At 34.3% G+C, this 18,617-nt stretch carries 14 protein-coding genes; 10 read left to right on the top strand and 4 right to left on the bottom strand.

The genetic code is table 11. From position 1 onward, the window contains the following. The first annotated feature begins 116 nt into the window (after positions 1 to 116). A complete protein-coding gene (locus K0R77_RS00820) occupies positions 117 to 299 on the top strand; it encodes a hypothetical protein (protein ID WP_300346294.1) in 183 nt (60 codons plus the stop codon). A gap of 44 nt (positions 300 to 343) precedes the next feature. On the opposite strand, the gene K0R77_RS00815 is transcribed toward K0R77_RS00820, so the two are convergent. After that, positions 344 to 1,534 carry a pyridoxal phosphate-dependent aminotransferase gene (locus K0R77_RS00815; protein ID WP_300346293.1) on the bottom strand — a complete coding sequence of 397 codons (1,191 nt, stop codon included), beginning with the start codon at positions 1,532 to 1,534 and terminating at the stop codon, positions 344 to 346. 167 nt (positions 1,535 to 1,701) lie between these two features. Between K0R77_RS00815 and rsmG the strand changes: the two genes are divergently transcribed. From rsmG to K0R77_RS00795, 4 genes are all read left to right on the top strand, one after another. After that, complete coding sequence (gene rsmG, locus K0R77_RS00810) at positions 1,702 to 2,337, top strand: 16S rRNA (guanine(527)-N(7))-methyltransferase RsmG (protein ID WP_300346291.1); 636 nt, start codon at positions 1,702 to 1,704, stop codon at positions 2,335 to 2,337. A gap of 65 nt (positions 2,338 to 2,402) precedes the next feature. After that, positions 2,403 to 2,810, top strand: a complete 408-nt coding sequence (locus tag K0R77_RS00805) for a hypothetical protein (RefSeq protein WP_300346290.1) — start codon at positions 2,403 to 2,405, stop codon at positions 2,808 to 2,810. 29 nt (positions 2,811 to 2,839) lie between these two features. Beyond that, entirely contained in the window at positions 2,840 to 3,346 is a 507-nt protein-coding gene (locus tag K0R77_RS00800) for a DUF922 domain-containing protein (protein WP_300346289.1), read from the top strand. Further along, positions 3,343 to 6,042, top strand: coding sequence for a PD-(D/E)XK nuclease family protein (locus tag K0R77_RS00795; RefSeq protein ID WP_300346288.1), 2,700 nt, complete (start codon positions 3,343 to 3,345; stop codon positions 6,040 to 6,042). The genes K0R77_RS00800 and K0R77_RS00795 overlap by 4 nt, the downstream gene beginning before the upstream one ends. A gap of 62 nt (positions 6,043 to 6,104) precedes the next feature. Here K0R77_RS00795 and K0R77_RS00790 read toward each other — a convergent pair whose 3' ends face one another. The 3 genes from K0R77_RS00790 to K0R77_RS00780 form a co-directional block, all read right to left on the bottom strand. After that, positions 6,105 to 7,283 carry an acyl-CoA dehydrogenase family protein gene (locus K0R77_RS00790; RefSeq protein ID WP_300346286.1) on the bottom strand — a complete coding sequence of 393 codons (1,179 nt, stop codon included), beginning with the start codon at positions 7,281 to 7,283 and terminating at the stop codon, positions 6,105 to 6,107. A 71-nt stretch (positions 7,284 to 7,354) separates the two neighbouring features. Further along, a complete protein-coding gene (locus K0R77_RS00785) occupies positions 7,355 to 8,095 on the bottom strand; it encodes an NUDIX domain-containing protein (protein ID WP_300346285.1) in 741 nt (246 codons plus the stop codon). Between the two features lie 23 nt (positions 8,096 to 8,118). Next, a complete protein-coding gene (locus K0R77_RS00780; RefSeq protein WP_300346284.1) occupies positions 8,119 to 9,306 on the bottom strand; it encodes a sugar MFS transporter in 1,188 nt (395 codons plus the stop codon). A 178-nt stretch (positions 9,307 to 9,484) separates the two neighbouring features. Between K0R77_RS00780 and K0R77_RS00775 the strand changes: the two genes are divergently transcribed. From K0R77_RS00775 to K0R77_RS00755, 5 genes are all read left to right on the top strand, one after another. Beyond that, positions 9,485 to 12,388: a TonB-dependent receptor gene (locus tag K0R77_RS00775; protein WP_300346283.1), complete on the top strand. Its 2,904-nt coding sequence runs from the start codon at positions 9,485 to 9,487 to the stop codon at positions 12,386 to 12,388. A 13-nt stretch (positions 12,389 to 12,401) separates the two neighbouring features. After that, positions 12,402 to 13,937 carry a RagB/SusD family nutrient uptake outer membrane protein gene (locus tag K0R77_RS00770; RefSeq protein ID WP_300346281.1) on the top strand — a complete coding sequence of 512 codons (1,536 nt, stop codon included), beginning with the start codon at positions 12,402 to 12,404 and terminating at the stop codon, positions 13,935 to 13,937. Between the two features lies 1 nt (position 13,938). After that, positions 13,939 to 15,369 carry a glycoside hydrolase family 30 beta sandwich domain-containing protein gene (locus K0R77_RS00765; RefSeq protein WP_300346279.1) on the top strand — a complete coding sequence of 477 codons (1,431 nt, stop codon included), beginning with the start codon at positions 13,939 to 13,941 and terminating at the stop codon, positions 15,367 to 15,369. A 10-nt stretch (positions 15,370 to 15,379) separates the two neighbouring features. Then, entirely contained in the window at positions 15,380 to 17,602 is a 2,223-nt protein-coding gene (locus K0R77_RS00760; protein WP_300346277.1) for a glycoside hydrolase family 3 N-terminal domain-containing protein, read from the top strand. Between the two features lie 178 nt (positions 17,603 to 17,780). Beyond that, on the top strand, positions 17,781 to 18,590 hold the full coding sequence (locus K0R77_RS00755; RefSeq protein WP_300346275.1) for a glycoside hydrolase family 16 protein: 810 nt from the start codon (positions 17,781 to 17,783) through the stop codon (positions 18,588 to 18,590). Positions 18,591 to 18,617 lie beyond the last annotated feature (27 nt).

The raw sequence follows: 18,617 nt of genomic DNA, 5'->3' as shown, positions 1-18,617 counted from the left end.
ATTGTTTTTGAATTCTAACTTATTATGATAAAGCGTAAAGTAAGTTAAATCATAATCAAAAATCAGTAACTTTGAGAACATAGAACTAAAAAATTCACCAACCAAAAAGAATTATTATGAAAAATTTAAAAACCCTTTCAAGAAAAGAACTGAAAAACATTAAAGGTGCAGCATCAACTTCAAAATGTCCTCCGGGAGATCACTGGTGTCCGGATGCTGCAGTTTGCGTTCCAATCATTGTAGAATGCTACATTATTGTTCCCCCTGAATTACCGGATGGAGAATGTTTATCTTGTTAATGAATTGTAGTAAAAAAGTTCTTCCTCAGGAAGAACTTTTATTTTTATACGTTTGCTAGTAATTCTTTTATTCTTCTCATAGCCTCTCTCAATTCTTCTTCAGAAGCAGCATACGAAAATCTGATACATTCCGGACTTCCGAATGAAACTCCACCAACGCAACCAACATGAGCGTTTTCCAAAATAAACATGGCAAAATCATCTGCATCTTTTATTTTTGTTCCGTTTAGTGTTTTTCCTATATAATGAGAAATATCTGGGAAGAAATAGAATGCAGCCTTTGGTAAAAGAACTTTAAAGCCGGGAATTTCTTTCATTAAATCAAACATCACATTTCTTCTCTGCTCGAAAGCATCAATCATGTATTTGTATTCTGAAGGATCTGTTTTTAAAGCAACAATTGATGCTCTCTGTGCAACTGTATTTGCGCCGCTTGTCATTTGTCCCTGAACTTTTTCACAGGCTTTTGCCAACCATTCAGGACATGCAGAATATCCGATTCTCCAGCCTGTCATGGCAAATGCCTTAGACATTCCGTTGATTACTGCGGTCTGCTCATAAACCTCCGGAAACTGTGCGATAGAAGTTGTTTTCGTCTCGTAATTGATGTACTCGTAGATTTCATCAGAAATAATGGTTACATGAGGATATTTAGCAATCACTTTTGCTAAAGATTTCAATTCATCATATGTGTAATATCCTCCGGAAGGATTACAGGGCGAGCTGAAAAGAACTGCTTTTGTCTTTTCATTAATCGCTTCTTCCAATTGTTCGGCGGTAATTTTAAAATCTGTTACATATGAAGTTGGAAGCATTACGGAATTTCCACCCATCATTTTTACCATTTCATCATAACTTACCCAATAAGGTGTCGGAAGAATCACTTCGTCGCCGTCATTAATGATTGCTGCTAAAACATTGATAATTGCCTGTTTTGCACCGTTTGAAACACAAATTTGTGTTGGTTTATAATCTAATTGATTGTCTCTTTTTAATTTATCTGAAATTGCCTGGCGTAATTCCAAAAATCCCGGAACCGGTGAGTAGTGGCTGTAATTTTCATTAATAGCATCAAAAGCAGCCTGTTTTATATTATCGGGAACATCAAAATCCGGTTCACCAAGTGTTAAGCTTATTACGTCAATTCCGCTGGCTTTCATTTCTCTGGCCTTATTTGACATTACGAAAGTTTGGGAGTAACCTAATCTGTTTACTCTGTCTGAAAGTTTATTCATGAATTCTTTTTGTCGTTTTAACAAATATATGTAAAAACTTAGTGTGAATAAAATGTGAATTCGGGATATTTTATAAAACCTAAAATTACATCATGCTATATTATCTTCAAAAAAGATTATCTGAATATGAAATAAAACTTATTTTTGCTTTTTATATTATCAGTCGTATGTCAATAGCGTTAATTCAGAAATATTTCCCGGAACTTTCCGAAAAACAGATCGAGCAGTTTTCAAAACTAGAAAGCCTGTATGGTGAATGGAACGAAAAAATCAATGTAATTTCCAGAAAAGATATGGAATCGCTTTATGAAAAGCACGTTCTTCATTCTTTAGGTGTTGCAAAAATAATGGGATTTGCTCCCGGAACGAAAGTTCTTGATATCGGTACTGGTGGCGGTTTCCCCGGGATTCCGTTGGCGATTCTTTTTCCTGAAACAAAATTTACTTTAATTGATTCTATCGGAAAGAAAATTACTGTTGTAAATGCTGTAGCCGAAGGTGTTGGATTGACTAATGTAACAGCAATTCACGGAAGGGCAGAAAAAGTAAAAGAAAAGTTTCATTTTGTGGTTAGTAGAGCCGTTACACAAATGCCAGAGTTCTTAAGATGGCTAAAAGGAAAATTTGAAAAAGAACAGTTCAACCCGAAGCATAACGGGGTGTTGTATTTAAAAGGCGGAGATTTGGCAGAAGAATTGGCAGGGCTCAAATGTGAACTTTTTAATCTTAAAAATTATTTTGAAGAAGAATTTTTTGAGACTAAGAAAGTTGTTTATCTATCAAAAGGTAATTTTAATTCATAATTTAACATTACAAGGGAATAATTTTTGATAATTTACGTTTAATAATCATAAATTTTTATAATAAGATGAAAACATTGTTTAATGCAGCTTTATCAGTAGTCTTTATAGGACTTTCTTTAGTGTCTTGTAACGACGATGATGATTATGAAACTATCCAATACACAGACAAAGTAAAAATCGACAGTGTAAAAATAGTAAATGATACAATGTCTGTTTTTGGCGTTCAAAGTATAAGAACATATTCAACATATGCATCTCAATGTCAGGGATTTTATGGATATGATTATATTCATACCGGTAACTTCACCAGAGATGTGACTGCTTATCAGTATCATACGAACGGATCTTGTGCACAAGCGAATCATGTTTCGGCTAATCAGATCAATTTTAGTCCGCAACAGGTTGGAACGTATACTTTTAAGTTCTGGAATGGTAATAATACCTGGATTACCAAAACTATTGTAGTGGAATAATGAAGTATGTATTTTTAGTTTTGTTTTTGATGTCCAATCACTTATGGAGTCAGAGAGTAGAGTGGAAGGAAGACAGAAAGCTGGTGTGGAATAATTTTAAAAGCAAAGTTAATAACCAACGAGGAAAAGATATTGTAGCCTACACCCATTGCGGATGGGTTTACTCTGTTGTAAAATCTTCAAATCCTAAAGGAGCCGCAAAAGTAAATATAGAAACGATTTTTAACGAAGATAAATCCTGGAAAGATGATAATCGGATCAGTGAATATGTTTTGAATCACGAACAAAAACATTTTGACATCGCAGAAATTTATGCCCGAAAAATAAGAAAAGAAGTTGCTGCGAAAATCAAAACTTCCGGTGATTATGATAGATATTTTCAGGGAATTTATAACAGAATTCTTAAAGATTACAAAAATTTTCAGGCTTTGTATGATGGTGTCACAGAACATGGCATGAATAAAGAAAAGCAGTCGGAATATGATGTAATGATCAGTGATGAGCTCGAACAATTAAAAGACTACAAAAAACCTTGAAATTTCTAAATAAAATCATCGATGAATTGCTGCTTCAAAATGCCGATTTATCTCAGTTTAACGTCGTTTTACCCGGTAAAAGACCTATTGTTTTTATCAGACAGATTTTAGAGGAAAATAACTATTCAGGATTTCTTCCGAATTTTTTTACGATTGAAGAATTGATTAACGATATTGTTGATCAGCAAGCTATTCAGGGAATTGCATTATGGCTGTTTTCTTTTGATGTTTATAAAACGTTAAACCTCATTCCGAATGATGATTTTGCTGAATTTCTAAAGTGGTTTCCGACGCTTCAAAAAGATTGGGACGACATTCTGAAATTTTCTGAAAGTGATGAAGCGGTTCTGCAGTATATGTTTGATGAAGAAAGAATCAAAGAGTGGGCGCAGGATTTAGGCGATGAAGAAGAAGTTCCAAGAAAGAAATTTCTAAATTTTTGGAGAAATATGAACATTTTTCTTCCTGTTTTAAAACAAAAACTGAAAGAGAAAAATTGGGCAACTCCAGGAATGATTCACGAAGCTGCAAAAGCTAAAATTATAGATTTTGCAAAAAAAACTCAGGGGAATTTTGTTTTTTGTGGCTTTAATGCTTTTACTCCAGTTGAAGAAAAATTAGTGAGAAATCTTTTGCAATGGGATAAAGCACAGTGTTTTTTTCAGGCAGACCGTTATTATTTTGATGATGAACGACAGGAGGCAGGTAAATTTCTTCGCAACCATAAATTATGGAAAGAATTTAATGACAGTCGAAGTTTCAATTGGATAGAAGATGATTTTAATCAACCAAAAAATATAAAAATCTATGAAGTTTCAGGGAATGTGACACAAACTAAAGTCTTGCCTGATCTTTTTAAAGATATTGATAATAAAACATTTACCAATACAGCTGTGGTTTTGTTGGACGAAAATCTTTTACCAGCAAGTTTAGATGTTATGCATGAAGTTGAAAACCTGAATATTACCATGGGTTTTCCTTTGAAAAATTTATCGTTTTCCAATGCTGTGAAGCAACTTTTTTATCTTCAGAAACAGCTTGAAAAAAACAAATCCTCATATTATTACCGCGATGTTTTCCCGATTTTAGAAGAGCTTCCGAAAGCTGAAGAAGACGAAAAGATAATTAATAATTTCAAATCTAACATTGAAGAACGAAATATTGTTTACATTTCAAGAAATCTTATTAATGAATTATTAGGCAATCTATCTTATTTTAATTTACTTCAAAAAGCTGATTCCGGTTATCTTTTTTTAGATATTTTAATTGAATATTGTCAAAAAATTAAATGGTTGCAACTTGATGATATACAGTATGAAAATGTATCTCACTTCGAGAATGCATTTAGGATCATAAAAAACCAGATCACTCCTTACGGCTTCGAAATAAGAATGGAAACTCTGGAGATTCTGATCAATCAGCATATCAATTCAGAAAGTATCGATTTTCAAGGTGAACCCTTGAAGGGATTGCAAGTGATGGGACTTCTAGAGACGCGTCTTCTTAATTTTGAAAACGTGATTTTACTTTCTGTTAACGAAGGTAAACTTCCGCTCGGTAATTCCCAGAATACCTATATTCCGTTTGATATCAGAAAGCATTTTGATCTGCATACTTTTCTTGAAAACGACAGTATTTATGCCTATCATTTTTACCGTCTGATCCAGGATGCACAAAATGTACATTTGCTTTTTAATGCATTAAGTTCCGGTGTAAATACGGGTGAAAAAAGCAGATTTATCACTCAAATTGAGATGGAAAGCAATCATAAAATTGAACATCTGATCGTTGAAAATACTTCTGAACCGATCACAAGCCAGCCGATCGAAATTGAAAAGACAGAAATCGTAATGCAGCAACTTGAAAAATGGAAAGAAAAAGTTTCTGCTTCGCACCTTACCAGTTATCTTTATAATCCTATAGATTTTTATCTTTCTAAAATTTTAAACAGTTCTGAAACAGACGAAATTGAAGAAGAACTTTCAATAAGAAATTATGGAAATCTTGTACACTATACCCTTCAAGAAATATATGAAGTTGTAAAAGGTAAAGTTTTAAAAACAAAAGATTTAGATTATTCAATTAAACAAATAGATGAATATATAAATATTGCTATTGAGAAGCTAAAACATCAACCCGAATTTTATAATAAAGGGATGAATTTTATTCACAAAGCGATAGCAAAAAAAGTGATTGAAAATATTCTGAAGTATGATCTTGAATTGGTGAAGCAAGGAAATTCTTTAGAGATCATTGATATTGAAAGACGTTTTGAAAATGTTGATTTTTATCTTGACGAAACTAAAAATGATAAAGTTTCTTTCTTTGGTTTCATTGACCGGATAGACAGATTGAACGGAACTGTGCGGATTATCGATTACAAAACTGCAAAGATCAAAAATTTAAGTGTAAAAATCGATAGTGAAAATATTGATCATTATTTTCATAAAGATGATAGAAAGCAGGCATTACAGCTTTGTATTTATCAATACGTTGTTCAAAGTTTACCGGAGTTTTGGGGCTTTCCGATGGAAACGGGAATCTGGAGTTTTGCTGATGCCAAAAAAGGAGTTGCTTCACTCGAGTTTGCGCAGGGGAATCTTGATGATGCGATGCAATCTGTGAAAAGTCTGATCATGGAAATTTTAAATCCAGATATTAGTTTCATAGAAAATATTAAAACATATTCTTACTAAAGAAAAAGGTGACTTCGAAAACCTCAGTCACCTTTATATAATTTATTTATAGTTACAAATTTTTAAAAAGCATTAAATCCTGTAATGTCAAGCCCTGTAATCAACAGATGAACATCGTGGGTACCCTCATAAGTAATTACAGATTCTAAATTTGCAGCGTGTCTCATCATTGGGAATTCACCCATGATTCCCATTCCACCTAGAATCTGACGAGATTCTCTTGCAATATCAATTGCCATTTTTACGTTGTTTCTTTTAGCCATTGAAATTTGTGCAGGTGTCGCTTTATGATCATTTTTAAGATTTCCTAATTGTAAACAAAGCAACTGAGCCTTAGTGATTTCAGTTAGAAATTCAGCCAGTTTTTTCTGCTGTAACTGAAATGCTCCCACTGGTTTTCCAAACTGTTTTCTTTCCTTAGAATATTGCACCGCAGTACAGTAACAATCGATTGCTGCACCGATAACTCCCCATGAAATACCATATCTCGCTGAATTTAAACAAGATAAAGGACCTTTTAACCCTGTAACTCCGGGAAGTAGATTTTCTTTTGGAACTCTTACATTGTTGAAAACCAATTCTCCCGTTTTAGAGGCTCTTAAACTCCATTTGTTGTGGGTTTCCGGAGTTGTAAAACCTTCCATTCCTCTTTCAACGATCAATCCCTGTACTTTTCCGTCTTCATTTTTAGCCCAAATCACAGCAATATCGCATAATGGTGAATTGGTGATCCACATTTTTGCCCCATTTAAAAGATAATGATCTCCCATATCTTTAAACTGTGATTCCATAGAACTAGGATCTGAACCGTGATTGGGTTCAGTAAGTCCAAATGAACCGATCATTTCACCGGAAGCTAACTTGGGAAGATATTTTCTTTTTTGTTCTTCAGAACCAAATTCATTAATCGGGAACATGACCAAAGAACTCTGTACAGAGGCTGCCGAACGTACCGCAGAATCTCCTCTTTCCAATTCCTGCATGATCAAACCATAAGAAATCTGATCTAAACCTGAACCACCATATTCTTCGGGAATGTAAGGACCTAAAGCACCGATTGTCCCCAATTCTTTCATTAGTCCGGGCAAATCTGTGTGATTTTGTGCTGCCTGATCAATATTTGGCATTACAAAACTTTCTACCCAGTCTCTTATTGATTGGCGGATAAGCTTGTGTTCTTCGGTAAGTAAAGCATCAATTCCGTAATAATCCGGAATGGTGGTAAGAGGATAATATGACATGAAATTTAATTTTCCTAAAAATAATACTTTTCACCACTTCTGTGAAAATTTTTTTAGAAAAAAGAAAAAAACTATTCTTTTATAAATTTATACAAAAACGGAGCTTTATTTGCGGAACCGTCATAGAATTTTTCAAGCCTTTCAAGAGAGTTCATACTCAGTATTTTACGCTGGAAATTATTTCTCCTGAATTTTTCACCTAAAATTGTCTCGTATAAAGACTGGAGATCTTTCATAGTGAATTTCTCCGGCAAAAGGTTACTCGCAGCAATCTGAGTATCAATGTTTTTGCGTAAATACTGATGCCCGTCTGCAATGATTCTGTCATGATCAAATGCCATTTTAGGAAGTTTGCTTACCTCAAACCATGCACAGGTTTCGTTAAATGCATCAGGAAAAGTATTGGCCAAAGAAAAATCGATCAAACTGCAATAACCAACTGTAATAAAACGCTGCAAGATCCAGTGATCTTTCGGCACGTCAAGTCCTTTGTTATTGATTAAAGTTTTATGTACGTTGTTTTCTGTACGGTTTAATCGTCCAAAAGTGTGAAATTGTTCAAGAAAAAGACCTTTAAGATGAGTTCTTTCGTACAAAACTCTGTCAGCAGCCTCACGTAGATCTTCATCAAGAAAAACGAATCCTCCCGGAAGCGACCACATATCAAGATCGTGATACTTCAAGAGCAATACCTTCAGAATGTTATCATGAAAACCAAAAATTGTACAATCAACGGAAATATTGGGGATAAAATGTTTTTCCTCAATAAGCTGTTTAAGTGTTTCGATGTTTTTTGAACCGTAAGTTTTCATGACCGTAAAAATAAAATTATTTTTTAATTTTTGAGATAATCTTGCTTAAAATAAAATAAACTCAGACAAAATATAATCACAACGGCTCCCAAAATATAAAGGGAATAGAACGTTAATAGTTGATTCTCAAAGAGTATTGACATCAATACAGAACTTACCGAACTTCCCAATGAAGAGAATATTACAATTACTGAAGTAAAAGTATTTATTTTTTGGCTGTCAATATGTGAAATCATTTTAGAATTGATAATTGGATAGAGTGGTGAAAGAAACAAACCAATAATAGGGAATAAATAAAGTAATATTTCGGATTTATCTGAACCAAAATATTGAATGCTGAAAATAGTACCTAAAAGCAAAATGATACAGGTAAGACAATACATGAAATATTTTACCAAAGAAAACCTCTGGATCACATTTGCCGTAATTATTCTTCCGAAATATGAAAACACAGCAAGCATTGAAGATGCCTGAATGGCAAAAAATGAATTGACTTTTAAATGATTTTTATAAAATGTAGGAAGCCAAGAATTAAAACTTTGCTCTGTGAATACAATGAAAAAAATAACTGCAAAGAATAAAATAACCGGTGTCTTCTTAAATGAAATCAAATGAGATAAAATATTGGTCTTTAGTTTTTTATCTGCTTCAATGATATTAATTTTTGATAATAAATAAATGGTGATCAAAGAAACAATTGAAATAAATATAAACCCAAATTTCCAGTATTCTGAGTATTCACTTGCGATCAGCCAGCCAAAACCAACATTGACCACGAAAATTCCGATCATAAATGAAGCTTCCACATTATTCATGGTTTTTGCTAAGGATTTTTCTTCCGTAATATTATTTCGAATAATGCCATAAACGCAGATTTTCCCAATCGCAAAAGAAGTTCCGATGATTGCAAACCAAAGTTTGTAAAACCAGAACACCTCAACAAAAGGTAGTATAAAGGAGCATATTCCTACGATGCCTAAAGCAACGATCAGAGATTTCTTAGTTCCTACTTTACTGATGAGATTGACAGCAAACAATGATATGAATGCAATAGGTAAATCTTTGAAAGCTTCCAAAAAACCAAGCTTATCATAACCGATATTTTCCTGTGAAAGCTGCAAAATAACAATCCCCATACAGTTGAGTACCATTGAAAAAATAAAGAAGGTTAATCTCAGCGGAAGCGAAATATTTGTGGGTTTGATGCTCATTTTGGGAACCAGATTACGGCAATTTTAATGAAATATTAAGACATTTAACATAAAATTTATGCCTTTCAAGCCCCAAAAATAGTGGAAATATTAAAATAATTGTGATTATGATGTTAAATAATTAAAAAAAAATATATTTTTATTGTCTCAATTTGAGAATTAAAAAAACTAACTGTATATGAATGTAATAATATCAAGAAGTTTGGGAGCGATTGCGGTACTTTATTTTACTGCCAATTTTAATGCTCAAAACACTACAACAGACACAATTCAAAAGGAACAGAAAATTGAAGAAGTGATTATGATTGGTTATGGTACTCAGAAGAAGAGTAATGTGACCGGAGCAATATCAAGTTTAAAAGCTTCAGATATTGAAGATATTCCAGCGGGTAGACCCGAACAAGTTTTGCAGGGTCGAGCAGCTGGAGTTACTGTGATATCAAACTCTGGCCAGCCAGGTTCTAATGCTACTGTAAGAGTACGTGGTGTAACTAGTTTTGGTGCAGGAAGCAATAACCCTCTTTGGGTAGTAGATGGAATCGTTGTAGACAATATTTCTTGGCTTAATCAATCTGATATTGAAAGTATGGAAATATTGAAGGATGGTGCATCTGCTGCAATCTATGGGGTATCAGCTGCTAAAGGAGTTATTTTAGTTACTACTAAAAAAGGTGCAAAAGGCAGATTAAATTTATCCTATAATGGATTCTACGGTTTCGGAAATGCTGCAAAGAAATTAGATCTTTTAGATGCAACACAATATGCTACCATTATTAATGAAGGATTTACAAATGATGGTAAACCTGCCAGATTTTCTAATCCGGCACAATTTGGAAAGGGTACAGACTGGCAAGATTTAATATTTAATACCGCTGAAAGAACCTCTCATGAATTTAGCGTTAGCGGAGGTAGTGATAAATCTACATTCTATACATCTTTTGGTTATTACAGCCAGGATGGAATTGTAATGCGTGATATTTCTAATTACAGAAGAATTAATGCAAGAATCAACTCCAACCATAAAGTATTAGATTGGTTAACTGTGGGACAGACGTTTTCTTATACCAATAATAAAACAAAAGGAATTAATGCAAACGGAGAATTTGGAGGCCCTTTGAGTTCGGCAATCAATTTAGATCCTACTACACCCGCTGTAGTTACAGACTGGTCGATGGTAGATCCCAATTTATATACCAATCCATTTATAGTAAGAGATCCAAATGGAAATCCATACGGAATTTCACCTTACGTGAATCAAGAAATGTCTAATCCATTGGCATTCAGATATACACAGCAGGGAAAAGACAACTGGTCTGATGATTTTGTTGCTAATGCTTTTGCGGATGTTAAATTTTTAAATCATTTCAATTTCAAATCCAGCATTAATGGAAAACTATCTTATTGGGGAAATCAAGGTTTCACGCCTAAATTTTATTTAAGTCCAACATACAGTAACTTAGGATTCAATAGTTTGTCAAGAAATACAAATAGAAAACTTGAATGGAGCTGGGAAAACACTGCTACTTACCAAAATAAGTGGGGAAGACACAGTTTGAATGTTCTGATTGGGCAAGGTGTATATGAATACAATATTGGCTATGGTCAAACTGTAACTCATACCAATTTACCTGTTGAGAATTGGGAAGATGCATCATTTAATTTTGATTTATCTAGAGAAAATATTAATGCTGATGCGTACGATGGTATTCAAACGCACAAAGCTTCGTATTTCGGAAGAATTACATATGACTATGATAATAAATATTTGTTCACAGGTACAATGCGTAGAGATGGGTCATCACGATTTGGCGGTAACAAACACTGGGGTAATTTTCCTGCGGCATCATTAGGTTGGAATATTTCAAACGAAGAATTTTGGCCAGAAAATAAGATTATTAATACAGTCAAGCTAAGAGGTGGATATGGTGTATTAGGAAATGATGAGTTTGCCAATTTTATGTTTGCAAGTTATATGGTTTCCGGAAGCAATTATACAAATGGCAACAATACAATTATTACAGGCTACGCACCTGCGACTTTAGAAAATCCCGATCTTCACTGGGAAGAAACTTCACAGCTTAATATTGCTGCAGATATTAAATTTCTCACAAATTTTAATCTGACTGTAGATTATTACAAAAAGAAAAGCACTGATATTTTGAGGCAAGTAAGTATTCCTGGTTATGTTGGAGTATCTACAAATCCTTGGGCAAATGTGGGGGATATGAATAATACAGGTGTAGAAGTAAGTTTGGGATACAATAAAAAATGGTCAGATTTTGGAGTTTCAGTAAATGGTAATTTTGCTTATCTGAAAAATGAAGTTATTAAATTAGAAAATGGAAGAAAATTTATAGATGGACCAGGATTTCAATCAATGGGACCTGTCTCCAGAGCAGCATTAGGAATGCCTTACGGATCTTTTTACGGATTTGAGTATGATGGAATCTTCCAAAATCAATCTGAAATAGACAATTATAGAAATTCAAACGGATCGCTTATCATTCCTGGTGCAAAACCGGGTGATTTTAAATGGAAAGATATTAATGGTGATGGGCAAATTACAGATGATGACAGAACATATTTAGGTAATTCTTTACCAAAATATACATTTGGTTTAACATTTAATCTTAATTATAAGAATGTTGATCTAATGATTTTTGCTCAAGGTCAAGCCGGAAACAAAATTTTTCAGGGTCTAAGAAGATTAGATATGCTCGATGCCAATTACCAGACTGCAATATTAGATCGTTGGACAGGTGAAGGAACTTCAAATGATACACCAAGAATTTCCAGGGATGACCCAAATAAAAATTATTCAAGAATGTCTAATTATTACTTGCAAAACGGCGATTATCTTAGAGTAAAATTGGTACAGCTTGGTTACAGTTTACCAAAGCAAATATCAGAAAGTTTAGGAGCCAGTAAAGTAAGGTTCTATATTACTGCCGAAAACTTATTTACACTTACCAAATATACAGGTTACGATCCGGAAATTGCAGCAGGTGATGATTTCGGGATAGACAGAGCTTATTACCCACAAGCCAGATCATTCTTATTTGGAGCTAATATTCAATTTTAAAAAAGGTAAAAAAATGAAAAACAAAATATACAAAAGCATAGCAGTTTTATTATTATCTGGAATTAGCGTATTCACTGTGTCATCGTGTAACGATAATTATATAGAAGATATAAAAAATCAGGGAGCATTCGATACCAACAATTATTTCTCAAACGAAGAGCAATCATTCAGTGCCTTAGTAGGTGTTTACGATATTATGAGAAAATATGCCGGTGGTTTTGAAAACACGGTAACCTTTATGAACGCCGGATCAGATGATTTTTATTCAGGTGGAGGAAGTTCTACAGATGGCGCAGGGATTCAAGGGTTCTCTAGCTTTACCATCAACCAAAATACTGTTCCATTGAGTTATTGGAAAGATTTTTACCAAGGTATTGCAAGAGCAAACCTGGTAATCAAAAGAGTGCCGGATGCAAGTATGGGAGAGGTTCAAAAAAGCAGATTTATAGCTGAAGCCAAAACTTTGAGAGCCTTATATTACTTTGAGTTGCTGAGAATGTTTAAAAATGTTCCGCTTATTTTAGAACCAATAAGTGCTAATTCAGATTTTTATAATATTCCTCAAGCACCTCCTGCTACAGTTTATGCCCAGATTGAATCTGATATTCTATCTGCAATACCTAATCTGCCGGCTACAGTTTCTGGAGCTGATAGAGGAAGAATAACTCAAGGATCTGCAAAAGCTATTCTGGGCAAGATTTATTTGTATGACAACAAGAAATCAGAAGCTGCAGCACAATTTGCAGACGTTAATGGAACTCCTGGTCAAACCAGTCAATATGGCTATAAACTAGTTGCTAATTTTGATGATCTGTGGAAAGTTGATAATAAATTTACCACAGAATCAATTGTTGAAGTAATGCATACAAATCAAGGAAGCTCAGATTGGGGATTTTGGGGGCAGGGAAATGATGAAGGGAACTCAATTTGCATTATGACAGGATTAAGATCTTATACCCTTAAAACAGCAACCCCAAATAATGATGCTCCAGATTTAGTTTCCGGTTGGGCATTTAATCCTGTGACAGATGATTTATTTAACTTTATGCAGGGTGATCCACGTATGAATGCAAGTATTTTGAACGCTAAAAAGTTCATGCAGGAAAATAAAATCACTTATTCTCCTGCTTACAGGGATTCTGGTTATTTCCTAAATAAATTTCAACCTAGAACAGCTGATAAATCAAATTTACCTGGACCTGTAGAACTGAATTTCCGACAAAATTATATGGTAATCAGATTAGCAGACACTTATCTGATGGAAGCAGAAGCTTTGAATGGAGCAGGTGCAAGAGCTCAGGCTTTATTGGATGCTGTTAGAGCAAGAGTAGGATTAACTTCAGTTCCCGTTTCTTTACAAGCTATTAAGGATGAAAGAAGAAGAGAATTAATTGGAGAAGGTCATCGATTTTTTGACTTAGTAAGATGGGGCGATGCTGCAACTAAATTAGGATCAAGAGGATTTGTCACTGGTAAAAACGAGATTTTACCAATTCCGTACAACGATTTGGTGAATACTGCGATCAAGCAAAACCCAGGTTATAACTAATATGAAATTTAATAATTTATATAGTTTCTTTTTAAAAAGTATCACACCGCTATTTTGTGGGGTGGTACTTTTACCTTTATCATCATGTAGATCTGTAACGAATACAGAAAACATGGTTCAGGTTTGGCTTACAAAAGGCGATGAAAGCATAAAGTTACAGAAGCAGACTCCTGTCAGTTTTGTAAATAACTCCAACAACATTCAAAATATTGAAATCGACGATTCTCAGAAGTTTCAATATGTTGACGGTTTTGGATATACATTAACTGGAGGAAGTGTTGAAGTAATCAATAGACTTTCACCTTCAAAAAGGAAAGCTCTGCTTAAGGAACTTTTCGGAAATGATAAAAATTCGATTTCTATAAGTTATTTAAGATTAAGCATTGGTGCATCCGATTTGGATAGCGAAGTTTTCTCTTATGATGATTTACCGGAAGGGCAGACAGATCCTTCACTTTCAAAATTTAGTTTAGCAAGAGATAAAGATTTAATTTCTATGCTAAAAGAAATTTTAGCAATAAATCCAAAAATCAAGATCATTGCAGCTCCTTGGTCGGCTCCGGTCTGGATGAAAGATAACGGGAAATCAATTGGCGGAAGTTTAAAACCAGAATTCTATGATGCTTATGCAAAATATTTTGTAAAATATATTCAGGGAATGCAGAAAGAAGGAATTACAATTAATGCAATAACTCCTCAAAATGAACCTTTACATCCCGGAAATAATCCGAGTTTGTATATGCCTTCAGACCAACAGAAAGATTTTATCAAGAAAAGTTTAGGTCCGATTTTTAAATCAAATAATATTAAAACTAAAATTGTGGTTTATGATCACAATTGCAACAAACCCGAATATGTTACCAATATTTTAAGCGATACTGAAGTTTCTCAATATATTGATGGTTCTGCATTCCATTTATATGAAGGCGAAATTTCAGCTTTAGGTACTGTTCATGCTGCTTTTCCAGATAAAAATTTGTATTTTACCGAGCAATGGACAGGCGCGAAAGGAACTTTTAATGAAGACTTAAATTGGCATACCAAAAACGTGATTATCGGTTCTATGAGAAACTGGAGCAAAATAGCTTTGGAATGGAATTTAGCTAATGATACAAAATACAAACCTCACACTGACGGAGGTTGTACAGAATGCAAAGGTGCAATTACTATTTCTGACAGTGAAAACTTTACCAGAAATGTTGGCTATTATATTATTGCTCATGCTTCAAAATTTATTCCTGCTGATTCAAGAAGAATTGCTTCTACACAAACCGATAATCTTTATACTGCAGCTTTCATTACGCCTGCAGGAAAGAAAATTTTGGTTGTGCAAAACGGATCAAAAAATGAAGAAACATTTAATATAAAATATAACGGAAAAACGTCGACAGTCAACCTATCAGGCAACTCGGTGGCAACATACGTTTTTTAAAAATAACAACATGAAGAAAATTTCGTTCTTATTACTATTATCAGCATTTTGGATGAATGTTTTTGGGCAAAAGACAATCGATCAGAAGGTTTCTGAGCTGTTGTCTAAAATGACATTAGAAGAAAAAGTAGGACAGCTTGTTCAATATAGCGGTTTTGAATATGCCACAGGTCCTCAAAATTCCAATTCTGCAACAGTTTTAGACGAAATTAAAAAGGGTAAAGTTGGTTCCATGCTCAACGTGGCGGGAGCTGAAGAAACAAGAAAGTTTCAGGAATTAGCTTTAAAATCGAGATTGAGAATTCCTTTGTTGTTTGGGCAAGACGTCATTCACGGATACAGAACGACTTTTCCAGTGAATTTAGGTCAGGCTGCAAGCTGGGATTTAAGTTTAATTGAAAAATCTGAAAGAATTGCCGCAACAGAAGCTTCGGCTTATGGTATTCACTGGACGTTTGCGCCGATGGTCGACATTGCAAGAGATCCGAGATGGGGCAGAGTGATGGAAGGTTCGGGTGAAGATACTTATCTGGGAACTCAAATTGGTTTGGCTAGAATCAAAGGTTTTCAAGGAAAAGGTCTGGGAAATATTGATGCGATCATGGCTTGTGCAAAGCATTTTGCAGCGTATGGAGCAGCAGTTGGCGGAAGAGATTACAATTCTGTTGACATGAGTTTAAGACAATTAAACGAAACCTATTTGCCACCTTTCAAAGCAGCTGCAGAAGCAGGTGTTGCCACTTTTATGAATTCTTTTAATGATATTAATGGAATTCCGGCAACGGCAAACAAATATATTTTAAGAGACCTTTTAAAGGGTAAATGGAACTATCAGGGATTTGTGGTTTCAGATTGGGGAAGTATTGGTGAAATGGTTCCTCACGGTTACGCAAAAGACAATAAAGAAGCTGCAGAAAAAGCAATCATTGCAGGAAGCGATATGGATATGGAAAGCCGTGCTTACATGGTTGAACTTCCGAAATTGGTTCAGGAAGGTAAAGTTGATCCAAAGTTGATCGATGATGCAGCAAGAAGAATTTTGGTTAAAAAGTTCGAAATGGGATTATTTGATGATCCTTACAGATTTAGCAACGAAAAAAGACAGAAAGAACAGCTAAACAATCAGGAAAATAGAAAATTCGGAAGAGAATTTGGTTCAAAAAGTATTGTTTTATTAAAGAATGAAAAAAATATTCTTCCGCTTTCAAAATCTACGAAAACGATTGCATTGATCGGACCTTTCGGTAAAGAAACAGTTGCTAATCACGGCTTTTGGTCGGTTGCATTTAAAGATGACAATCAAAGAATTATCACTCAGTTTGACGGAATTAAAAATCAATTAGACAAAAACTCAACGTTATTATATGCAAAAGGTGCCAATGTTGATGATCAGGATAAATCGATGTTTGCTGAAGCAGTGGAAACGGCAAAAAAAGCAGATGTTGTGATCATGACTTTAGGCGAAGGGTCAGCAATGAGCGGTGAGGCGAAAAGTAGAAGTAACCTGCATTTTACGGGAGTTCAGGAAGATTTATTGAAAGAAATTGCAAAAACAGGAAAACCAATTGTTTTAATGATCAACGCAGGAAGACCTTTAGTTTTTGATTGGGCGGCAGAAAATATTCCAACAATTGTTTACACTTGGTGGTTGGGAACGGAAGCGGGAAATTCTATCGCAGACGTTCTTTTCGGAACAGTAAATCCGGGCGGAAAATTACCAATGACTTTCCCCAGAACAGAAGGGCAAATTCCGGTTTATTACAATCATTACAACACTGGAAGGCCAGCGAAAAACAATACAGATAGAAACTATGTTTCGGCTTACATCGATTTGGATAATGATCCGAAATTCCCTTTTGGTTATGGTTTAAGTTATACTCAGTTTAAATATTCTGATATGAATTTAAGTTCGACAAACCTTAAAGGAAATCAGACTTTAAATATTACTGTAAACGTTTCCAACACCGGAAATTACGATGGGGAAGAAGTGGTGCAGTTATACATCAGAGATTTAGTGGGAAAAGTCGTAAGACCTGTGAAAGAATTGAAAGGTTTCCAAAAAGTGTTCATCAAAAAAGGAGAAAATAAAGCCGTAAACTTTATGCTGACTCCGGAAAATTTAAAATTTTATGATGATGCATTAAATTATGATTGGGAAGCCGGAGAATTCGACATTATGGTCGGAACGGATTCTCAAAATGTTCAGATAAAAAGAATTAATTGGAATAAATAATGCCAATTTATATTAATAAGAGCGGGATAAAATCCGCTTTTGGTGGTAAAAGACTAAACATTTTTTGTAAAGACTTTATTAACATTGAGTTTGTCATTCTGAAAGAATCTAAATAATCTTTGTAGAGATGCTTCCAGCATGACAAACTTTGAAAACAGTAAAAATTAATTCAAAAATTTTGAAAATAAAACTTCAACATATTTCTCAATTAATTATCGGAGGAATTTTGGTTTTTTCATCGTTAAATTGTGCTTCAAATAAGCCCGATCCAAACAGAAAATTGATTTGGAATGACGAGTTTAACGGAAGAGGATTACCCGATGCCACAAAATGGAACTATGATATTGGAGGCAATGGTTATGGAAATAATGAAGCTCAGTTTTATACCAAAAATCGCTTGGAAAATGTAAGAGTTGAAGACGGAAATCTTATCATTGAAGCCAAAAAAGAAAATTGGGAAAAGAATAAATATACATCTGCAAGACTTTTAACGAAAGGAAAGTTTTCCTTTCAATACGGAACGGTTGAAATAAGAGCCAAACTTCCAAAAGGTCGCGGAACCTGGCCTGCCATCTGGATGATGAGCGAAAATATGAAGCAATGGCCCGATGACGGTGAGCTTGATATTATGGAGCATGTCGGCTATAATCATGGATATATTCATGCTTCGGTTCACACTAAAAATTACAATCATACTGTTGGAACTCAAAAAACCGATACATTGATCGTAAAAGATGCCAGTGAAAAATTCCATGTGTATAAAGCAGATTGGACGCCCGATAAAATTGATGTGTATGTCGATGATCATAAGTTTTTCACCTATGAAAATAAAGAAAAAATATATAAAGCCTGGCCTTTTGATCATCCCTATTTTATCATTTTAAATTTGGCTGTTGGCGGAACCTGGGGTGGAAAAGAAGGAATTGATGATACCATTTTCCCTCAAAAATATTACATCGATTATGTAAGGGTTTACGAAAATAAATAATGAAGTGAGCAGATTGCTCAGAAAAAT

The organism is Chryseobacterium sp. (assembly GCF_029240215.1).
Classification (GTDB): Bacteria; Bacteroidota; Bacteroidia; order Flavobacteriales; family Weeksellaceae; genus Chryseobacterium.
Note: the sequence above shows the minus strand (reverse complement) of the source record. Positions and strands in the feature narration are given on the sequence as shown.

Excerpts from the sequence above, each read along its gene's own strand:
- K0R77_RS00765 (WP_300346279.1), top strand. The coding sequence starts at position 13,939 with ATGAAATTTAATAATTTATATAGTTTCTTTTTAAAAAGTATCACACCG.
- K0R77_RS00760 (WP_300346277.1), top strand. The coding sequence starts at position 15,380 with ATGAAGAAAATTTCGTTCTTATTACTATTATCAGCATTTTGGATGAAT.
- K0R77_RS00820 (WP_300346294.1), top strand. The coding sequence starts at position 117 with ATGAAAAATTTAAAAACCCTTTCAAGAAAAGAACTGAAAAACATTAAA.
- K0R77_RS00815 (WP_300346293.1), bottom strand. The coding sequence starts at position 1,534 with ATGAATAAACTTTCAGACAGAGTAAACAGATTAGGTTACTCCCAAACT.
- K0R77_RS00780 (WP_300346284.1), bottom strand. The coding sequence starts at position 9,306 with ATGAGCATCAAACCCACAAATATTTCGCTTCCGCTGAGATTAACCTTC.
- K0R77_RS00785 (WP_300346285.1), bottom strand. The coding sequence starts at position 8,095 with ATGAAAACTTACGGTTCAAAAAACATCGAAACACTTAAACAGCTTATT.
- rsmG (WP_300346291.1), top strand. The coding sequence starts at position 1,702 with ATGTCAATAGCGTTAATTCAGAAATATTTCCCGGAACTTTCCGAAAAA.
- K0R77_RS00775 (WP_300346283.1), top strand. The coding sequence starts at position 9,485 with ATGAATGTAATAATATCAAGAAGTTTGGGAGCGATTGCGGTACTTTAT.
- K0R77_RS00805 (WP_300346290.1), top strand. The coding sequence starts at position 2,403 with ATGAAAACATTGTTTAATGCAGCTTTATCAGTAGTCTTTATAGGACTT.
- K0R77_RS00790 (WP_300346286.1), bottom strand. The coding sequence starts at position 7,283 with ATGTCATATTATCCTCTTACCACCATTCCGGATTATTACGGAATTGAT.
- K0R77_RS00770 (WP_300346281.1), top strand. The coding sequence starts at position 12,402 with ATGAAAAACAAAATATACAAAAGCATAGCAGTTTTATTATTATCTGGA.
- K0R77_RS00800 (WP_300346289.1), top strand. The coding sequence starts at position 2,840 with ATGTCCAATCACTTATGGAGTCAGAGAGTAGAGTGGAAGGAAGACAGA.